At 61.0% G+C, this 17,012-nt stretch carries 22 protein-coding genes and 1 pseudogene; 12 read left to right on the top strand and 11 right to left on the bottom strand.

Annotation, left to right across the window (positions count from 1 at the left end; translation table 11 throughout):
* Positions 1-74: 74 nt before the first annotated feature.
* On the bottom strand, positions 75-599 hold the full coding sequence (yjgA, locus tag GN234_RS13710; protein ID WP_003197830.1) for a ribosome biogenesis factor YjgA: 525 nt from the start codon (positions 597-599) through the stop codon (positions 75-77).
* Positions 600-707: 108 nt separating this feature from the next.
* On the opposite strand from yjgA, the gene pmbA reads away from it, so the two are divergent.
* The 6 genes from pmbA to GN234_RS13680 all read left to right on the top strand — a co-directional run bounded on the left by pmbA (position 708) and on the right by GN234_RS13680 (position 6,082).
* Positions 708-2,054 carry a metalloprotease PmbA gene (gene pmbA / locus GN234_RS13705; RefSeq protein ID WP_163855304.1) on the top strand — a complete coding sequence of 449 codons (1,347 nt, stop codon included), beginning with the start codon at positions 708-710 and terminating at the stop codon, positions 2,052-2,054.
* Positions 2,055-2,313: 259 nt separating this feature from the next.
* Complete coding sequence (locus GN234_RS13700; protein ID WP_109753544.1) at positions 2,314-2,709, top strand: FagA protein; 396 nt, start codon at positions 2,314-2,316, stop codon at positions 2,707-2,709.
* On the top strand, positions 2,702-4,078 hold the full coding sequence (locus tag GN234_RS13695; RefSeq protein ID WP_176688618.1) for a class II fumarate hydratase: 1,377 nt from the start codon (positions 2,702-2,704) through the stop codon (positions 4,076-4,078). Before GN234_RS13700 ends, GN234_RS13695 begins: the two co-directional genes overlap by 8 nt.
* A gap of 27 nt (positions 4,079-4,105) precedes the next feature.
* On the top strand, positions 4,106-4,546 hold the full coding sequence (locus GN234_RS13690; RefSeq protein WP_163855302.1) for a hypothetical protein: 441 nt from the start codon (positions 4,106-4,108) through the stop codon (positions 4,544-4,546).
* A gap of 2 nt (positions 4,547-4,548) precedes the next feature.
* Positions 4,549-5,172, top strand: a complete 624-nt coding sequence (locus tag GN234_RS13685; protein WP_176688617.1) for a superoxide dismutase — start codon at positions 4,549-4,551, stop codon at positions 5,170-5,172.
* 19 nt (positions 5,173-5,191) lie between these two features.
* A complete protein-coding gene (locus GN234_RS13680) occupies positions 5,192-6,082 on the top strand; it encodes a ZIP family metal transporter (RefSeq protein WP_176688616.1) in 891 nt (296 codons plus the stop codon).
* A 232-nt stretch (positions 6,083-6,314) separates the two neighbouring features.
* Here the strand turns inward: GN234_RS13680 and GN234_RS13675 are convergent.
* From GN234_RS13675 to GN234_RS13630, 10 genes and pseudogenes are all read right to left on the bottom strand, one after another.
* A pseudogene (locus GN234_RS13675) lies at positions 6,315-6,591 on the bottom strand (HPr family phosphocarrier protein).
* A gap of 15 nt (positions 6,592-6,606) precedes the next feature.
* Positions 6,607-7,464, bottom strand: a complete 858-nt coding sequence (gene rapZ, locus GN234_RS13670) for an RNase adapter RapZ (RefSeq protein WP_018613998.1) — start codon at positions 7,462-7,464, stop codon at positions 6,607-6,609.
* Positions 7,465-7,466: 2 nt separating this feature from the next.
* Entirely contained in the window at positions 7,467-7,931 is a 465-nt protein-coding gene (gene ptsN / locus GN234_RS13665) for a PTS IIA-like nitrogen regulatory protein PtsN (protein WP_109753550.1), read from the bottom strand.
* 12 nt (positions 7,932-7,943) lie between these two features.
* A complete protein-coding gene (hpf, locus tag GN234_RS13660) occupies positions 7,944-8,252 on the bottom strand; it encodes a ribosome hibernation-promoting factor, HPF/YfiA family (protein ID WP_003178005.1) in 309 nt (102 codons plus the stop codon).
* Between the two features lie 76 nt (positions 8,253-8,328).
* Positions 8,329-9,822: an RNA polymerase factor sigma-54 gene (locus tag GN234_RS13655; RefSeq protein ID WP_109753551.1), complete on the bottom strand. Its 1,494-nt coding sequence runs from the start codon at positions 9,820-9,822 to the stop codon at positions 8,329-8,331.
* Between the two features lie 164 nt (positions 9,823-9,986).
* Entirely contained in the window at positions 9,987-10,712 is a 726-nt protein-coding gene (lptB, locus tag GN234_RS13650) for an LPS export ABC transporter ATP-binding protein (RefSeq protein WP_018614004.1), read from the bottom strand.
* Positions 10,712-11,257 (bottom strand): lipopolysaccharide transport periplasmic protein LptA, encoded by a 546-nt coding sequence (gene lptA / locus GN234_RS13645; RefSeq protein ID WP_176688615.1) that lies wholly within the window; start codon positions 11,255-11,257, stop codon positions 10,712-10,714. The genes lptB and lptA overlap by 1 nt, the downstream gene beginning before the upstream one ends.
* Positions 11,244-11,813, bottom strand: coding sequence for an LPS export ABC transporter periplasmic protein LptC (gene lptC, locus GN234_RS13640; RefSeq protein WP_109753553.1), 570 nt, complete (start codon positions 11,811-11,813; stop codon positions 11,244-11,246). The genes lptA and lptC overlap by 14 nt, the downstream gene beginning before the upstream one ends.
* 7 nt (positions 11,814-11,820) lie before the next feature.
* Positions 11,821-12,345, bottom strand: a complete 525-nt coding sequence (locus tag GN234_RS13635; RefSeq protein WP_109753554.1) for a KdsC family phosphatase — start codon at positions 12,343-12,345, stop codon at positions 11,821-11,823.
* Positions 12,346-13,320, bottom strand: a complete 975-nt coding sequence (locus tag GN234_RS13630) for a KpsF/GutQ family sugar-phosphate isomerase (protein WP_109753555.1) — start codon at positions 13,318-13,320, stop codon at positions 12,346-12,348.
* A 273-nt stretch (positions 13,321-13,593) separates the two neighbouring features.
* Between GN234_RS13630 and GN234_RS13625 the strand changes: the two genes are divergently transcribed.
* The 6 genes from GN234_RS13625 (at position 13,594) to GN234_RS13600 (ending at position 17,001) form a co-directional block, all read left to right on the top strand.
* Positions 13,594-14,403 carry an ATP-binding cassette domain-containing protein gene (locus GN234_RS13625; protein WP_024618943.1) on the top strand — a complete coding sequence of 270 codons (810 nt, stop codon included), beginning with the start codon at positions 13,594-13,596 and terminating at the stop codon, positions 14,401-14,403.
* A complete protein-coding gene (gene mlaE / locus GN234_RS13620) occupies positions 14,403-15,200 on the top strand; it encodes a lipid asymmetry maintenance ABC transporter permease subunit MlaE (protein ID WP_079302654.1) in 798 nt (265 codons plus the stop codon). Before GN234_RS13625 ends, mlaE begins: the two co-directional genes overlap by 1 nt.
* Positions 15,200-15,667, top strand: a complete 468-nt coding sequence (gene mlaD / locus GN234_RS13615) for an outer membrane lipid asymmetry maintenance protein MlaD (RefSeq protein ID WP_003178020.1) — start codon at positions 15,200-15,202, stop codon at positions 15,665-15,667. The genes mlaE and mlaD overlap by 1 nt, the downstream gene beginning before the upstream one ends.
* A gap of 11 nt (positions 15,668-15,678) precedes the next feature.
* Positions 15,679-16,332 carry an MlaC/ttg2D family ABC transporter substrate-binding protein gene (locus tag GN234_RS13610; protein ID WP_109753556.1) on the top strand — a complete coding sequence of 218 codons (654 nt, stop codon included), beginning with the start codon at positions 15,679-15,681 and terminating at the stop codon, positions 16,330-16,332.
* An 8-nt stretch (positions 16,333-16,340) separates the two neighbouring features.
* Positions 16,341-16,646: an STAS domain-containing protein gene (locus GN234_RS13605; protein ID WP_163858901.1), complete on the top strand. Its 306-nt coding sequence runs from the start codon at positions 16,341-16,343 to the stop codon at positions 16,644-16,646.
* Between the two features lie 115 nt (positions 16,647-16,761).
* Positions 16,762-17,001, top strand: a complete 240-nt coding sequence (locus tag GN234_RS13600) for a BolA family protein (RefSeq protein WP_007953556.1) — start codon at positions 16,762-16,764, stop codon at positions 16,999-17,001.
* Positions 17,002-17,012 lie beyond the last annotated feature (11 nt).

Below are 17,012 nucleotides of genomic sequence, written 5' to 3'. Positions count from 1 at the left end.
GTTGCTGCGCAACCGAGCGGGAGCAAGCTCCCTCGCCACGGAAACCTCTTGCAGGAGGGTAAAGCTGTTAGTGATCAGCGCAAGCCGCGTTGAGTCTCGTCCAGCTCACGGATGTATTTGAAGATTTTACGGCTCGAGGCTGGTGGCTTGTTTTGCGCCAGTTCGTGCTGGGCCTGACGGATCAGGGAGCGCAATTGCTGGCGATCGGCCTCCGGGTAGTCGATGACGAATTTTTCCAGCACACCGTCATCGCCGGCGATCAAGCGATCGCGCCAGCGTTCCAGGTTATGGAAGCGTTCGTTGTACTGCCGGGTGGAGGCATCGAGTTGATCGAGCAGAACCAGGATGGCGTCAGTGTCCTGATCGCGCATCAGTTTGCCGATGAATTGCAGGTGCCGTTTACGCGCGATATTCGCGGTGTGCTTGGGCGCATCGGCCAGGGCCCGGCGCAAGGCGTCGGTCAAAGGCAGTTTGGCCAGCAAGTCAGGCTTGAGTGTTGTCAGGCGCTCGCCGAGGTCAACCAGAGCATGCAGCTCGCGTTTGACCTGGGATTTGCTTTTTTCACCCTCGTAGAGGGAGTCGTCGTAAGAATCAACCATGGTGGCAGTCCGCAAAGAAACGCCGCCATGATAACCAGTCGGGGGCCGCTTGTCCGGCCCGGTCGCTCGAAGACCATTACCGAGAGCAGAATTTGAGTGGAGAACACCATGAGTGCAGTTCAGAGCGTCGGCCCGCAAGCATTGCCGGCACTGCAGGAACAAGTCGAGCAGATCCTTGCCGAAGCCAAGCGACAGGGCGCCAGTGCCTGTGAGGTGGCGGTGTCCCTGGAGCAGGGGCTGTCGACCTCGGTGCGCCAGCGCGAGGTGGAAACCGTCGAATTCAATCGCGACCAGGGCTTTGGCATCACCTTGTACGTGGGCCAGCGCAAGGGCTCGGCCAGCACCTCGGCCAGCGGTCCGGAGGCCATTCGTGAAACCGTCGCCGCGGCACTGGCGATTGCCAAGCACACCTCCGAAGACGAAGCCTCGGGCCTGGCCGACGCCGCACTGATGTGCAAGGAACAGCGAGACTTCGACCTGTTCCACGCCTGGGACATCACCCCTGAACAGGCCATCGAGCAGGCACTGCGCTGCGAAGCGGCGGCATTCGATGCCGACTCGCGGATCAAGAACGCCGACGGCACGACGCTCAATACTCACCAGGGCTGCCGGGTCTACGGTAACAGCCACGGCTTCATCGGCGGTTATGCGTCGACCCGCCACAGCCTCAGTTGCGTCATGATCGCCGAAGCCGACGGCCAGATGCAGCGCGATTACTGGTATGACGTGAACCGCCAGGGCACCCTGCTGGCGGACCCGGTAAGCATCGGCCAGAAAGCCGCGCAACGGGCAGCCAGCCGCCTGGGCGCGCGGCCGGTGCCGACCTGCGAAGTGCCGGTGCTGTTTGCCGCCGAGCTGGCCGGTGGCTTGTTTGGCAGCTTTCTGTCGGCGGTGTCCGGCGGCAACCTGTACCGCAAATCGTCGTTCCTCGAGGGCGCCCTGGGTCAGAAACTGTTTCCGGAATGGATGACCATCGACGAACGTCCGCACCTGATGCAGGCCATGGGCAGTTCGGCGTTCGACGGCGATGGCCTGGCCACCTACGCCAAGCCGTTCGTGGAAAACGGCGAGCTGGTGTCCTACATCCTCGGCACCTATTCGGGCCGCAAGCTTGGCATGCCGAGCACGGCCAATGCCGGTGGCGTGCATAACCTGTTCGTGACCCATGGCGAAGAAGACCAGGCGGCCTTGCTGCGACGCATGGGGCGTGGCCTGCTGGTGACCGAACTGATGGGCCACGGCCTGAACATGGTCACCGGGGACTATTCCCGTGGCGCGGCGGGTTTCTGGGTCGAGAATGGCGAGATCCAGTTCCCGGTCCAGGAAGTGACCATCGCCGGGAACATGCGCGATATGTTCAAGCAGATCCTGGCCGTGGGCAACGACCTGGAACTGCGCAGCAACATCCGCACGGGCTCGGTGCTGATCGAGCGGATGATGGTGGCGGGTAGCTGATACTCATCCCATAGAAAAAGGCGCGTCATCCGCTGGGTGACGCGCCTTTTTTGTATCCGCAGATCCTGTGGCGGGCGTGCTTTTGTGGCGAGGGAGCTTGCTCCCGCTGGGCCGCGAAGCGACCCCAAGCTATTGCGGTCGCTGCGCAACCGAGCGGGAGCAAGCTCCCTCGCCACGATGAATTTGTGCGGTCTCATGGTTGTGTTGCTTCTTATTATCATATAATAATGAATCTCATTCGCCGAGCGAGCCCCCGGTCATGAGTTCTGCCCTGCACGAACAACCCTACCTTGAAAGCTGGCGCTGGATGAGTCGCCAGATCCGTTGCGCGCTGAACCCCGACGAGCCGCGGCTGATCGAGCACTACCTGGCTGAGGGCCGCTATCTGGCCTGCTGCACCACGACATCGCCGTGGATGATCTCCGAAACCGCCTTGCGCTTGTTGCTCGACACCGCCTCCGACGTCGCGCTGCCCTGGCATTGGCGCAATCTCTGCCTCGACCAGGCCTGGCGCCCCTTGCGCGACCTCGAACGACAATCACTGTGCCGCTGCCGCCTCGAGCGCTGGCAGCGCCATGCCTGGGCGCTGGCGACCTGCGCCCTGGAGCCGTCGATTTCTCTTATTGAACTGGTGCAAGGATCTCCCGATGAGTAATACCCGTATCGAACGCGACAGCATGGGCGAACTGCAAGTCCCGGTGGACGCCCTCTACGGTGCACAGACCCAGCGTGCCGTGGATAACTTCCCGGTCAGCGGTCAGCGTATGCCGGCGCAGTTCATCCGCGCCCTGATCCTGGCCAAGGCGGCGGCCGCCCGGGCCAACGTAGAGCTGGAGCAAATCAGTCCAGCCCAGGGCAAGGCCATCGTCGATGCGTCCCTGGGGCTGCTCGAAGGCCGGTTCATGGACCATTTTCCGGTGGACATCTTCCAGACCGGCTCCGGCACCAGCTCCAACATGAACGCCAACGAAGTGATCGCCACCCTCGCCAGTCGCCTGCTGGGAGAAGTGATCAATCCGAACGACCACGTCAATTGCGGCCAGAGCAGCAACGACATCATCCCCACCAGCATTCATGTCAGCGCTGCGCTGGCCTTGCATGAGCAGTTGCTGCCGGCGCTGTTGCACCTGGTGCAGGTGATCGAGCGCAAGGCCGAACAGGTCCACCCGTTCATCAAGACCGGTCGCACCCACCTGATGGATGCCATGCCGGTGCGCCTGAGCCAGGTGCTAGACGGTTGGGCGCAGCAGCTCAAGGCCAATATCGGTCACTTGCAGGATTTGCTGCCGAGCCTGCAATCCCTGGCCCAGGGCGGCACGGCGGTCGGTACCGGGGTCAACGCCCATCCACGCTTCGCCGAACTGTTCAGCCAACAACTGACGCAATTGACCCAGGTGCAATTCACCCCGGGCAAGAACCTGTTCGCGCTGATCGGTTCCCAGGACACCGCTGTTGCGGTTTCCGGGCAGCTCAAGACCACCGCCGTGTCGCTGATGAAAATCGCCAACGACCTGCGCTGGATGAATTCCGGACCGTTGGCGGGCCTGGGGGAGATCGAACTCGAAGGCCTGCAGCCGGGTTCCTCGATCATGCCCGGCAAGGTCAATCCGGTGATTCCGGAGGCAACCGCGATGGTTGCGGCCCAGGTGATCGGCAACGACACGGTGATCACTATCGCCGGTCAATCGGGCAACTTCGAATTGAACGTGATGCTGCCGATCATTGCCCAGAACCTGCTGAGCAGCATCGCCCTGATGTCCACCGCCAGCCGCTTGCTGGCGGACAAGGCCATCGCCACATTCAAGGTCAACGAGGCCAGGCTCAAGGAAGCGTTGTCACGCAACCCGATCCTGGTGACCGCCCTGAATCCGATCATCGGTTACCAGAAGGCCGCTGAAATCGCCAAGAAGGCTTACCAGCAAGGCCGGCCGGTCATCGATGTCGCCCTGGAACACACCGACCTGACACGCAGCGAACTCGAAGTCCTGCTGGACCCGGAGAAGCTCACCGCCGGCGGCGTGTAATCCCGACACCTGTGTGGAGGACTCATCATGGAACACTGGAAACGTACGATCGAACGGGCCAATCGCTGTTTCATGCAGGGTGAGCTGGTAGATGCCCGCGAAGCCTACCTGCAAGCCCTGGCCCTGGCACAGGTGCTGTTCGAGCGCTGGGCGGATGCCGACGAAGCCGTGGCCGCCTGCGTCGTCTCCCACCACAACCTGGCGGACCTGCACTTGCGCCTGAACCAGCCGGAGGAGAGCGCCGAGTACTTGTGTGCGATCCACCAACGGTTGTTGCAGACGATCCAGGACGAACGCCTGGCGCCGGCCCTGCGCGCCGCCGCGCTGCGCCAGAGCCACAAGACCTATGTCGAACTGCTGAGTTTCATCAGCGAGCACGGTGAATACCCTCGCACCCAGCGCCTGCTGCACTGCAACGCCGCCAAGCCCCGGCAGCGCAATGCCCCTCTTCACCATGGAGTTCATTGAAAATGGCTTTTACCTTGCCTGCATTGCCCTACGCCTACGACGCCCTGGAACCGCACATCGATGCGCAAACCATGGAGATCCACTACACCAAGCATCACCAGACCTATATCAATAACCTCAACGCGGCGGTGAACGGCACTGAATACGCCGGGTGGCCCATCGAAAAGCTGGTGTCCAGCGTGGAACAGTTGCCGCCAAGCCTGCGGGCTGCGGTGATCAACCAGGGCGGTGGTCATGCCAACCATTCGTTGTTCTGGGAAGTGATGACGCCTCAGGGCGGCGGCCAGCCCGAGGGCGCCCTGGCGGCGGCGATCGAGGCGCAACTGGGCGGTATCGAGCGTTTCAAGGAAGCCTTCACCAAAGCGGCGCTGACCCGTTTCGGCAGCGGCTGGGCCTGGTTGAGCGTGACTGCGCAAAAGACCCTGGTGGTAGAAAGCAGCGGCAACCAGGACAGCCCGCTGATGAACGGCAACACACCGATTCTTGGCCTGGACGTCTGGGAGCACGCCTATTACCTGCGCTACCAGAACCGTCGTCCGGAATACATCAGCGCCTTCTACAACGTGATCAACTGGCCTGAGGTCGCCCGGCGCTACCAGGCTGCGCTGGCTACGAGCCCTTCCTGAAAATAACCCAAGGCTGACTATGGATACTCAAACACTGGCGATTGGAAGCGGACGGATGTTCCGCTATGCCTTGGGATCGTTGTTGCTGTTGGCCGGGATGACGTTGTTGGCGGCGCAGGGCCTGGCATGGCTGGACCTGGAGCCAAGGCTGTTGCGTGCGCTCGAGGGCGGCGGGCTGTGCGCCTTGGGCACCGCGCTGGGGGCCGTGCCGGTGTTGGTCATCCGGCGCATGCCCCAGGCCGTCAGCGATTTGTTGCTGGGCTTCGGTGCCGGGGTGATGCTCGCCGCCACGGCATTTTCGCTGATTGTGCCGGGCATTGCGGCGGCCGAGCAGTTGGGGCTAACCCCTTGGGCCGCCAGCGGTCTCATCAGTTTCGGCATTCTATTGGGCGCGTTCGGGCTGTACCTGGTGGACCGCAAGGTCTCGGCCAGCCCCGAAAGGTTTGTCGCGGTATCAGGACGGCCGATCATTGCGCCGAGGATATGGTTATTCGTGTTTGCCATCATCGCCCACAACATTCCCGAGGGCATGGCGGTGGGTGTGTCGGCGGGTGGCGGTATGCCGGATGCCGACAGCCTGGCGATGGGTATCGCCTTGCAGGATGTACCCGAGGGGCTGGTGATCGCCCTGGTGCTGGCTGCGGCGGGAATGTCGCGGGTCAAGGCATTTCTGATTGGCGCGGCGTCAGGGCTGGTCGAGCCAGCGTTCGCGCTGCTGTGCGCCTGGTTGGTGAGCCTGGCCGAGATGCTCTTGCCCTTGGGGCTGGCGTTGGCAGCCGGGGCGATGCTCTTGGTGGTGACTCACGAGGTCATTCCCGAATCCCGTCGCAATGGCCACGAGAAACTGGCAAGCCTGGGGCTGTTGGTGGGGTTTTGTTTGATGATGGTGCTGGATACGGCGTTGGCGTGATGCAGGTCTGCGGGGGGAGTGAGCTTTTTGTGGCAAGGGCGCTTTCATGACAAGGGGGCTTTTGTGGCGAGGGAGCTTGCTCCCGCTGGGCTGCGAAGCGGCCCCATGTTTTTATCACAGCGACACGGCGAAACAGAGGTTTACGACTGCTTCGCAGCCGAGCGGGAGCAAGCTCCCTCGCCACAAAGGCTAGCTCTGTCCACACAACAAGCTCGCCCTGAGCTTGGGTCGGTTACTCGCCTTCGTCGAAGTACCTGTTGATCAAGTCCACCAGGGCATCCATCGCTTCTTGCGCTTGTTCCCCTTCAGTGCTCAGGTGGATCTTGGTGCCCTTGCCGGCGGCGAGCATCATCATCGCCATAATGCTTTTACCGTCGACCGCCGTCTCGGGGTGTGCGGCCAACCCTGATGGTGGTGTCCTGGAACTGGCCGGCAACCCCGACGAACTTGGCCGACGCTCGGGCATGCAAACCCAGCTTGTTGATGATTTCAATTTCCCGAGCAGGCATCGCGATGTGAATCCTTTAGCTGAGGTCGCGGTGGCGAACCTGGACATTCTTCAGGGATTGTTGCAGGAGTTGACCCAGGCGTTCGGTCAGGTAGACGGAGCGGTGATGGCCGCCGGTGCAACCGATGGCGATCGTGACATAGGCCCGGTTGCTCGCGGCAAAGCGGGGCAGCCATTTGAGCAGGTAGCTGGAGATGTCCTGGTACATTTCCTCGACATCCGGCTGTGCGGCCAGGTAGTCGATCACCGGCTGGTCGAGCCCGGACTGCTCGCGCAATTCCGGTTTCCAATAAGGGTTGGGCAGGCAGCGCACATCGAATACCAGGTCGGCGTCTACTGGCATGCCACGCTTGAAGCCGAACGACTCCACCAGGAACGCCGTGCCCGGCTCCGGCTGGTTGAGCAGGCGCAGCTTGATCGTGTCGCGCAACTGATACAGGTTCAGGTGCGTGGTGTTGACCTTCAGGTCCGCCAGGTCGGCGATTGGCCCCAACAGCTGGCTTTCATCCTCGATGGCTTCGGCCAGGGAGCGGTTGGCATTGCTCAGCGGATGGCGCCGACGGGTTTCGGAAAAGCGCTTGAGCAGTGTCTCTTCATCGGCATCCAGGTACAGCACGTCGCACTGGATATGCCGGCTGCGCACTTCCTCGAGCAGTTCAGGAAAACGCGACAGGTGGCTTGGCAGGTTGCGCGCATCGATGGACACCGCCACCAGCGGCTGCGCCAGCTCGGTGTGGATCAGGGCGCGCTCGGCCAGTTCCGGCAGCAGGCCGGCGGGCAGGTTGTCGATGCAATAGTAGCCGCTGTCCTCAAGCACATTGAGGGCAGTGCTTTTACCGGAGCCGGAGCGGCCACTGACGATGATCATGCGCATTTTTAATGACCGTTCTGCTCGTCCAGGACCACCTGGTACAAAGCTTCGTTACTCGGTGCGCTGCGCAGTTTTTCGCGCACTTCCTTGCGGTCCAGCATGCTGGCAATCTGGCGCAGCAGCTCGAGGTGCGCATCGGTCGCCGCTTCCGGTACCAGCAATACAAACAGCAGGTCGACCGGGGCGCCGTCGATGGCGTCGAAATCTATGGCGGCTTCAAGGTGCAGCAGTGCGCTGATCGGTGCGGCACAACCCTTGAGGCGGCAGTGGGGAATGGCGATACCGTTGCCAAAACCGGTGGAACCGAGTTTTTCACGGGCAACCAGGGCCTCGAAGACGTCCTGCATTTCCAGATCCGGCACTTCGCGGTGGATCAGGTTGGCAATTTGTTCGAGGGCTTTCTTTTTACTGCCACCCGGCGCGTTCACCAGGGAACGGCCGGGGGTCAGGATGGATTCTAGTCGGATCATGGATTGGGGGGGTTAACGACCGGTTGCGCCCTGGAGGAGGCTCTGGGTCTTTTCCTTATGCTTTTTGAGTTGGCGATCCAGCTTGTCGGTCAGCAGGTCAATCGCGGCATACATGTCTGTGTGCTCTGCGTTGGCAACCACTTCTCCGCCGGGGATATGCAGCGTGGCTTCGATTTTCTGCAGCAGCTTCTCGACGTTCATCGTGACCTGCACGTTGGTGATCTTGTCGAAATGCCTCTCCAATCGGTCGAGTTTTTCGCCGATGTAGGTGCGCAGGGGTTCGGTCACTTCCAGTTGGTGTCCACTGATGTTGACTTGCATACAGCTTCTCCTTCGTTGCCAGTGCATAAAGCGGCAGGCAGAAATGCCTGCCACTGGAACGCTGTGGCGTGGCCCGTTACATCAACCGCTTGCGTTCGCTCGAAGGCGCGATCCCGAGGGATTCGCGGTATTTGGCGACGGTGCGGCGGGCCACCTGAATGCCTTGTGCCTCCAGTAAACCAGCGATCTTGCTGTCACTCAACGGCTTTTTCTGATTTTCCGCGGCCACCAGTTTTTTGATGATCGCGCGGATGGCCGTGGACGAGCATTCGCCGCCTTCGGAGGTGCTGACGTGGCTGGAGAAAAAGTATTTCAATTCATAGATGCCCCGAGGGGTATGCATGAATTTCTGGGTGGTTACCCGGGAAATCGTCGACTCGTGCATGCCCACTGCCTCGGCAATGTCATGCAGGACCAGCGGTTTCATCGCTTCGTCGCCATACTCCAGGAAGCCGCGCTGATGCTCGACGATCTGGGTGGCCACTTTCATCAGGGTTTCGTTGCGGCTTTGCAGGCTCTTGATGAACCAGCGCGCTTCCTGCAACTGGTTGCGCATGAAGGTGTTGTCGGCGCTGGTGTCGGCGCGTTTCACGAATCCGGCGTACTGGGCGTTGACCCGCAGCTTGGGCACCGACTCCTGGTTGAGCTCCACCAGCCAGCGATCGTTGTGCTTGCGCACGATCACGTCGGGGACCACGTATTCGGGTTCGGTGGATTCGATCTGCGAGCCGGGGCGTGGGTTGAGGCTCTGCACCAGTTCGATGACCTGGCGCAGCTCATCTTCCTTGAGCTTCATGCGACGCATCAGTTGGCTGTAGTCGCGGCCACCCAGCAGGTCGATGTAATCGGTGACCAGTCGCTTGGCTTCGGTCAGCCAGGGTGTCTTGGCGGACAACTGGCGCAGTTGCAGCAACAGGCACTCGCCCAGGTTGCGGGCGCCGATGCCGGCTGGCTCGAACTGCTGGATGCGATGCAGGACAGCTTCGATCTCGTCCAGCTCGATGTCGAGCTCGGGGTCGAAGGCTTCGAGGATTTCCTCGAGGGTCTCGTCCAGGTAGCCCTGGTTGTTGATGCAATCGATCAGGGTCACGGCGATCAGGCGATCGGTGTCGGACATCGGCGCCAGGTTCAGTTGCCACAGCAGGTGGCTTTGCAGGCTCTCGCCGGCCGAGGTGCGGGTGGTGAAGTCCCACTCGTCGTCATCGCTGCTCGGCAGGTTGCTGGCGCTGGTCTGGTAGACGTCTTCCCAGGCCGTGTCCACGGGTAGTTCGTTGGGGATGCGTTCGTTCCATTCGCCATCCTCGAGGTTATCCACCGTCGGGGCGGCTTCCTGGTAGGACGGTTCCGGGATTTCGGTGTTGGTCTTCTGCTCGACGTTGTCGGCCAGCGGATCGGTGTTGTCGAAGTCGTCGCCTTCTTCCTGGCGTTCGAGCATCGGATTGGACTCCAGGGCCTCCTGGATTTCCTGTTGCAGGTCCAGGGTCGACAATTGGAGCAGGCGGATGGCCTGTTGCAGCTGCGGTGTCATCGTCAGCTGCTGGCCCATTCTCAAGACTAGCGATGGTTTCATGGCAGGGGCTTAACACCTTATTCGCCGGCGCACATGCGCCATCCACTACAGGGCGCCGAGGCGCCAAACTTAAGCAAATTATATGCCTGAAACTGAAGTGTTTGCCTAGAGCGTCGCCATAATAAAATTAAACGACGCTCGAGCGATTCGCCAGACACTTGTGCTTACAGGCGGAACTCGTGGCCCAGATATACTTCCTTGACCAGGTCATTGGCCAGGATGGCTGCGGAATCGCCTTCGGCGATCAGCTGGCCGTCATTGACAATGTAGGCGGTTTCGCAGATATCCAACGTCTCGCGCACGTTGTGGTCGGTGATCAGCACGCCGATTCCCTTGGCCTTGAGGTGATGGATGATCTGCTTGATGTCGCCCACCGAGATCGGGTCCACGCCGGCGAACGGTTCGTCGAGCAGTATGAACTTCGGCGCGGTGGCCAGGGCGCGGGCGATTTCCACGCGACGCCGTTCGCCACCGGACAGGCTCATGCCCAGGTTGTCGCGAATGTGGCTGATGTGGAACTCCTGCAACAGGCTTTCCAGCTCTTGGCGACGGCCGGCCTTGTCGAGTTCCTTGCGGGTCTCGAGGATCGCCATGATGTTGTCGGCAACCGACAGTTTGCGGAAGATCGACGCTTCTTGCGGCAAGTAGCCGATACCGGCCTTCGCCCGGCCGTGCATCGGCTGGTGGCTGACATCCAGGTCGTCGATCAGCACGCGGCCCTGATCGGCCTGGACCAGGCCGACGATCATGTAGAAGCAGGTGGTCTTGCCTGCGCCGTTGGGGCCGAGCAGGCCGACGATCTGGCCGCTGTCGATGGACAGGCTGACATCACGCACGACTTGGCGGCTCTTGTAGCTCTTGGCCAGGTGCTGAGCTTTCAGAGTTGCCATTACTGGGCCTTCTGTTCGGTTTTCTTTTTCGGCTGGATCACCATATCGATCCGCGGACGCGACTCGGTCACCTTGCTGCCGGTGGCGCGACCGGCGCTGGCGAGTTTCTTGTTGGTGTCGTAGACGATCTTCTCGCCTTGGGTCACGTTGTTGTCCTTGTCGACCACCTTGGCGCGGTCGATCAGCACGACGCGATCCTGGGAGGCGTGGTACTGGATGGTTACCCCGTAGCCCTGCACAGGCTTGGCGTCGCCCGCGGTTTGCAGCTGTTCGAAATAGGCCAGGTTGCCCACCGAGGTCACTACGTCGATATCGCCGGACTGGGTGCGGGTGATGGTCACGGTATTGCCGGTAACCTTCATCGAGCCCTGGGTGATGATCACGTCGCCTTTATAGGTGGCGACGCCATTCTTGTCGTCGAGCTGGGCATCGTCGGCCTGGATACGGATAGGTTGGTTGCGGTCGTCGGGAAGAGCCCAGGCGCTCGCGCTTCCCAGTGCTGCGCCCAGACTGAGCAAAATAGGGAGGGTTTTAGCGAGCTTCATACTGTCCTCTTACGTTCGATAGCAGGTGTATCCTGCTTTCCTTCAAATACGCTTTCATTCCCGTGCCGGTCGATACACCCCCGGCGCCGTCGATTCTAACGGGTTGCTCGGTCTGCGCATATTCTTGCTGTGGGAACACGGTCATGCGTGTGCTGGTGATGATGGTCGTACGGTTTTTCTCGTCGGTTCGGGCGACGCGTACCGAGTCGATCAGTTCCACTTCGGTGCCGCCGGAGTTGACTTCGGCGTGCTCGCTCTGCACATGCCACGGAAACTCGGTGCCGCGGAACATGTTCAGGTCCGGCTTGGTCACCAGGGTAATATCGGTGGCCTTCACGTGGTCGACCTTGTCCGAGGTCATCTCGTACTGCACCTTGCCATCGGGCAGGTACTGCAGGGTGTGCGTGTTGGTCGCGTACCAGTCGATCTTTTCCTCGACCTGGGCCGCAGGCTGGTCGAGAAACTGTTCGGGGCTGATGTTCCAATAGCCCACCGCCGCAAAAATCGCTGCGATACAGCCGAACACCACAATGGTGCGAATCTTCTTGCTCAGCATAAATGGCTCACAGGTACGCGGCGTTGGCCGCTTCGAGGCGGCCCTGGGCGCGCAGGATCAGTTCACAGAATTCGCGGGCCGCACCTTCGCCGCCGCGCGCCGTGGTGACGCCGTGGGCATGCTCGCGTACGAAGCTGGCCGCGTTGGCGACCGCCATGCCCAGGCCGACCCGGCGAATCACCGGCAGGTCTGGCAGGTCGTCACCGAGGTAGGCCACCTGTTCATAGCTTAGGTTGAGTTGCCCCAGAAGCTCGTCCAGCACCACCAGTTTGTCTTCGCGCCCCTGGTAAAGATGCGGGATACCGAGGTTCTTCGCGCGTCGCTCGACCACCGGGGTCTTGCGGCCGCTGATGATAGCGGTCTGCACGCCAGCGGCCATCAACATCTTGATGCCTTGGCCGTCGAGGGTGTTGAACGTCTTGAACTCGCTGCCGTCTTCGAGGAAGTACAGGCGTCCGTCGGTCAGTACGCCGTCCACATCGAAAACCGCCAGCTTGATGGCTTTGCCGCGTTGCAACAGGTCTGTGTTCATTTACATGACTCCGGCACGCAGCAGATCGTGCATGTTCAGGGCGCCCACCGGACGGTCTTCGTCGTCGACGACCACCAGGGCGCTGATCTTGTGGTCTTCCATGATTTTCAGGGCCTCGGCGGCGAGCATCTCGGCGCGGGCGGTCTTGCCGTGGGGCGTCATGACTTGCTCGATGGTCGCGCTGTGGATGTCGATGGTGCGGTCCAGGGTGCGGCGCAGGTCGCCGTCGGTAAAGATCCCGGCGAGCTTGCCGTCGGCCTCCAGGATAACGGTCATGCCCAGTCCCTTGCGGGTCATCTCCATGAGCGCGTCCTTGAGCAGCGTGCCGCGCAGCACCTGCGGCAACTCCTCGCCGGCGTGCATCACGTTTTCGACTTTCAGCAGCAGGCGACGGCCAAGGGCGCCACCGGGATGGGAGAAAGCGAAGTCTTCGGCGGTGAAGCCCCGGGCTTCCAGCAGCGCCACGGCCAGGGCATCGCCCATGACCAGGGCGGCGGTAGTGGAGGAGGTCGGTGCCAGGTTCAACGGGCAGGCTTCGTGTTCGACATGGACATTGAGATTCACTTCGGCGGCCTTGGCCAGCGGCGAGTCCGGGTTGCCGGTGATGCTGATCAACTGGATGCCCAGGCGCTTGATCAGCGGCAGCAGGGTGATGATCTCATTGGTGGAGCCGGAGTTGGACAGGGCCAGGATGATGTCGTCCCGGGTGATCATGCCCATGTCCCCGTGGCTGGCTTCGGCCGGATGGACAAAAAAAGCCGTGGTGCCGGTACTGGCGAGCGTGGCGGCGATCTTGTTGCCGATGTGCCCGGACTTGCCCATGCCGACCACGACCACGCGGCCCTTGCTGGCCAGAATCATCTCGCAGGCGCGTACGAAATCAGCGTCGATATGGGGCAGCAAGCCTTGCACGGCTTCGAGCTCGAGGCGGATGGTACGTTGTGCCGATTGAATCAGGTCGCTGGATTGGCTCATGTCAGAAATCGTATAGCCCGATGAAAAGGCGGCGATTATAGCGGCAATGAACAATTCCCTCACGTAAGTTCGTCATGCTTTGTTCGAGGAGCCGCAATGTTCGACATAAAATGTAGCTTTTTACCTTAAGCCAGGCTTAACGGACGGGGAGGTGGCCTTGGGCGCTTGGCTGTTGCAGTGATATAGTTCGCCGCCGGTTCGCACGCCCGGCGGTACCGGCGCTTGTCGGCTGCCAGGGCATTCGAATGTGAGGCTGCATCGCAAGGAGTTTAGATGAGTGCCGACAACGCCTACGCGGTCGAGCTGAAGGGACTGTCCTTCAAGCGAGGGACGCGCAGCATTTTCAATGACATCGATATTCGCATTCCGCGCGGCAAGGTCACCGGCATCATGGGGCCTTCCGGGTGTGGCAAGACCACGCTGCTGAGGTTGATGGGCGCACAACTGCGGCCCAGCGCCGGCGAAGTCTGGGTCAATGGTCAGAATCTTCCCGAGTTGTCTCGCAGCGACCTGTTCGATGCGCGCAAGCACATGGGCGTGCTGTTCCAGAGTGGCGCGCTGTTTACCGATCTCGACGTATTCGAGAACGTGGCGTTCCCGCTGCGGGTCCATACCGACCTGCCGGAAGAGATGATCCGCGACATCGTGCTGCTCAAGTTGCAGGCAGTCGGGCTGCGGGGTGCCCTCGACCTGATGCCCGACGAGCTGTCCGGTGGCATGAAGCGTCGGGTCGCGCTGGCGCGGGCGATTGCCCTCGATCCGAAGATCCTCATGTACGACGAACCCTTTGTCGGCCAGGACCCGATCGCCATGGGTGTGCTCGTGCGCCTGATCCGTCTGCTCAACGATGCGCTGGGCATCACCAGTATCGTGGTCTCCCACGACCTGGCCGAAACCGCGAGCATCGCGGACTACATCTATGTGGTCGGCGATGGCCAGGTGCTGGGGCAGGGCACGCCGCAGGAACTGGCGGATTCGGACAACCCGCGTATTCGCCAATTCATGAAGGGTGATCCGGACGGGCCCGTGGCGTTCCATTTTCCGGCCACGGATTACCGTACCGATCTGTTGGGGAAGCGCTGATGCGCAAGAAATCGCTATTGGAAAGAATTCGCCTGTTCGGCCGCTCCGGCATCGACGTGGTGGCGGTACTGGGCCGTTCTTCGTTGTTCCTGATGCACGCCTTGCTCGGTCGCAACTCGACGGGCGGCGGCTTTGGCCTGCTGGTCAAGCAGTTGCACTCGGTGGGGGTGATGTCCCTGGTGATCATCGTGGTCTCCGGGATCTTCATCGGCATGGTGCTGGCGCTGCAGGGCTTCAGCATCTTGTCCAGCTACGGTTCGGAGCAAGCGGTCGGGCAGATGGTGGCGCTGACGCTGCTGCGTGAGCTCGGCCCCGTGGTGACCGCGCTGTTGTTCGCCGGGCGTGCCGGTTCGGCGCTGACGGCTGAAATCGGTAACATGAAGTCCACCGAGCAGTTGTCCAGCCTGGAAATGATCGGTGTCGACCCGCTCAAGTACATCATCGCCCCTCGCCTGTGGGCCGGCTTCATTTCCCTGCCGGTGCTGGCGATGATTTTCAGCGTCGTGGGGATCTGGGGCGGCTCGTGGGTGGCCGTCGACTGGCTGGGGGTCTATGAAGGATCCTACTGGGCCAACATGCAAAACAGCGTCGACTTTCTCGACGATGTCCTCAATGGCGTGATCAAAAGTGCCGTATTCGCTTTCGTCGTGACCTGGATCGCCGTGTTTCAAGGCTATGACTGTGAGCCCACGTCAGAGGGGATCAGCCGTGCCACAACCAAGACCGTGGTGTACGCCTCGCTGGCGGTCCTGGGCCTTGACTTTATTCTGACCGCCTTGATGTTTGGAGATTTCTGATGCAAAACCGCACCCTGGAAATCGGTGTCGGCCTTTTCTTGCTGGCTGGCATCCTGGCTTTGCTGTTGCTGGCCCTGCGGGTCAGTGGACTGGCGCCGACGGCAAGCACCGATACTTATAAACTTTACGCAAACTTTGACAATATCGCCGGTTTGACGGTCAGAGCCAAGGTGACCATGGCCGGTGTCACTATCGGCAAGGTCACGGCAATCGATCTGAATCGCGAGGATTTCACCGGGCGGGTAACGCTGCAGCTGGAAAAGCGCGTGGATAACCTGCCGACTGACTCCACTGCATCTATCCTCACGGCTGGGCTGCTGGGTGAAAAATACATTGGCATCAGCGTGGGTGGGGAAGACACCGTGCTCAAGGACGGTGGCGTCATCCACGACACGCAGTCGTCCCTGGTGCTCGAGGACCTGATCGGTAAATTCCTGCTCAATACCGTTAGCAAAGACGCCAAATGAGGAGCTTTTGAATGATCTCTATCTTGCGACGTGGCCTGTTGGTGTTGCTCGCGGCGCTGCCGTTGATGGCTAACGCCGTGGCGGCGCCTTCGGCCCATGACATCATCCAGGACACGACCACCCGGCTGCTGGCGGACCTTGCCGCCAACAAAGAGAAATACAAGCAGGACCCAAGTGCGTTCTATGACGCCCTCAACGGCATCGTCGGCCCTGTGGTCGACGCCGATGGCATCTCCAAGAGCATCATGACCGTCAAGTACTCGCGCAAGGCAACCCCGGCGCAGATGACCCGCTTCCAGGAGAACTTCAAGCGCAGCCTGATGCAGTTCTATGGCAATGCCTTGCTTGAATACAACAACCAGGGCATCACCGTTTCGCCGGCCAAGGACGAAAGCGGTACCCGCACCAGTGTCGACATGCAGGTCAAGGGCAACAACGGCGCGATCTATCCTGTGTCCTACACGCTCGAGAAAATCAACGACGAGTGGAAAGTGCGCAACGTGATCATCAATGGCATCAATATCGGCAAGCTGTTCCGTGATCAGTTCGCCGACGCGATGCAGCGCAATGGCAATGACCTGGACAAGACCATCAACGGTTGGGCCGGTGAGGTCGCCAAGGCCAAGGAAGTGGCTGAAGATGCCCAAGAGAAGCAGGCACAATGATCGAGTCGGTGAGTGAGTCGGCCGTTCGTCTGGGCGGGGCTGGTGAGCTGTTGCTCAGTGGCGTGCTGGATTACCGCACCGGCCCGGCCCTGCGCAAGCAGGGCCAGGCGCTGATCAAGTCCGTCAGTGCCGCCGAGGTGGTCATTGACTGCTCGGCGGTGCAGAAGTCCAGCAGCGTCGGCTTGTCGCTGCTGCTGTGCTTCATGCGCGACGCCAAGGCTGCCGGAAAAACGTGGAGCATCCGTGGGATGCCCGAAGACATGCGCGAAATAGCCCAGGTCAGCGAATTGACCGAGTTGTTGGCGCACCCCTGACCCACATCGTTGGAAAAGTCCCCCCGTCAGAGTCCTGCTTCGCGGGGTTCGCAGGCGCGGGGCTTTTTTGTATGATGTGCGACCCGCGCGCACAGGGCGCCGATTGAGGTTGAGCATGCAGGCTGTAGAAGTGAAGAGCTTCCTTGAAGGAAAGCTGCCTGGTACGCAGGTGGAAGTTGAAGGCGAAGGCTGCAACTTCCAGTTGAACGTGATCAGCGATGAACTGGCGGCATTGAGCCCAGTGAAGCGTCAGCAGAGCATCTATGCCCATTTGAACCCATGGATCGCCGATGGCAGCATCCACGCGGTCACGATGAAATTTTTCAGCAGCGCGGCCTGGGCCGAGCGCACCTGAGCCCAAGGGCC

Origin of the sequence: Pseudomonas bijieensis, from assembly GCF_013347965.1 — a bacterium.
GTDB classification, from domain to species: domain Bacteria; phylum Pseudomonadota; class Gammaproteobacteria; order Pseudomonadales; family Pseudomonadaceae; genus Aquipseudomonas; species Aquipseudomonas bijieensis.
Note: the sequence above shows the minus strand (reverse complement) of the source record. Positions and strands in the feature narration are given on the sequence as shown.

Coding starts and splice junctions, on each gene's coding strand:
- yjgA (WP_003197830.1), bottom strand. CDS start 599: ATGGTTGATTCTTACGACGACTCCCTCTACGAGGGTGAAAAAAGCAAA.
- pmbA (WP_163855304.1), top strand. CDS start 708: ATGAGTGCAGTTCAGAGCGTCGGCCCGCAAGCATTGCCGGCACTGCAG.
- GN234_RS13700 (WP_109753544.1), top strand. CDS start 2,314: ATGAGTTCTGCCCTGCACGAACAACCCTACCTTGAAAGCTGGCGCTGG.
- GN234_RS13695 (WP_176688618.1), top strand. CDS start 2,702: ATGAGTAATACCCGTATCGAACGCGACAGCATGGGCGAACTGCAAGTC.
- GN234_RS13690 (WP_163855302.1), top strand. CDS start 4,106: ATGGAACACTGGAAACGTACGATCGAACGGGCCAATCGCTGTTTCATG.
- GN234_RS13685 (WP_176688617.1), top strand. CDS start 4,549: ATGGCTTTTACCTTGCCTGCATTGCCCTACGCCTACGACGCCCTGGAA.
- GN234_RS13680 (WP_176688616.1), top strand. CDS start 5,192: ATGGATACTCAAACACTGGCGATTGGAAGCGGACGGATGTTCCGCTAT.
- rapZ (WP_018613998.1), bottom strand. CDS start 7,464: ATGCGCATGATCATCGTCAGTGGCCGCTCCGGCTCCGGTAAAAGCACT.
- ptsN (WP_109753550.1), bottom strand. CDS start 7,931: ATGATCCGACTAGAATCCATCCTGACCCCCGGCCGTTCCCTGGTGAAC.
- hpf (WP_003178005.1), bottom strand. CDS start 8,252: ATGCAAGTCAACATCAGTGGACACCAACTGGAAGTGACCGAACCCCTG.
- GN234_RS13655 (WP_109753551.1), bottom strand. CDS start 9,822: ATGAAACCATCGCTAGTCTTGAGAATGGGCCAGCAGCTGACGATGACA.
- lptB (WP_018614004.1), bottom strand. CDS start 10,712: ATGGCAACTCTGAAAGCTCAGCACCTGGCCAAGAGCTACAAGAGCCGC.
- lptA (WP_176688615.1), bottom strand. CDS start 11,257: ATGAAGCTCGCTAAAACCCTCCCTATTTTGCTCAGTCTGGGCGCAGCA.
- lptC (WP_109753553.1), bottom strand. CDS start 11,813: ATGCTGAGCAAGAAGATTCGCACCATTGTGGTGTTCGGCTGTATCGCA.
- GN234_RS13635 (WP_109753554.1), bottom strand. CDS start 12,345: ATGAACACAGACCTGTTGCAACGCGGCAAAGCCATCAAGCTGGCGGTT.
- GN234_RS13630 (WP_109753555.1), bottom strand. CDS start 13,320: ATGAGCCAATCCAGCGACCTGATTCAATCGGCACAACGTACCATCCGC.
- GN234_RS13625 (WP_024618943.1), top strand. CDS start 13,594: ATGAGTGCCGACAACGCCTACGCGGTCGAGCTGAAGGGACTGTCCTTC.
- mlaE (WP_079302654.1), top strand. CDS start 14,403: ATGCGCAAGAAATCGCTATTGGAAAGAATTCGCCTGTTCGGCCGCTCC.
- mlaD (WP_003178020.1), top strand. CDS start 15,200: ATGCAAAACCGCACCCTGGAAATCGGTGTCGGCCTTTTCTTGCTGGCT.
- GN234_RS13610 (WP_109753556.1), top strand. CDS start 15,679: ATGATCTCTATCTTGCGACGTGGCCTGTTGGTGTTGCTCGCGGCGCTG.
- GN234_RS13600 (WP_007953556.1), top strand. CDS start 16,762: ATGCAGGCTGTAGAAGTGAAGAGCTTCCTTGAAGGAAAGCTGCCTGGT.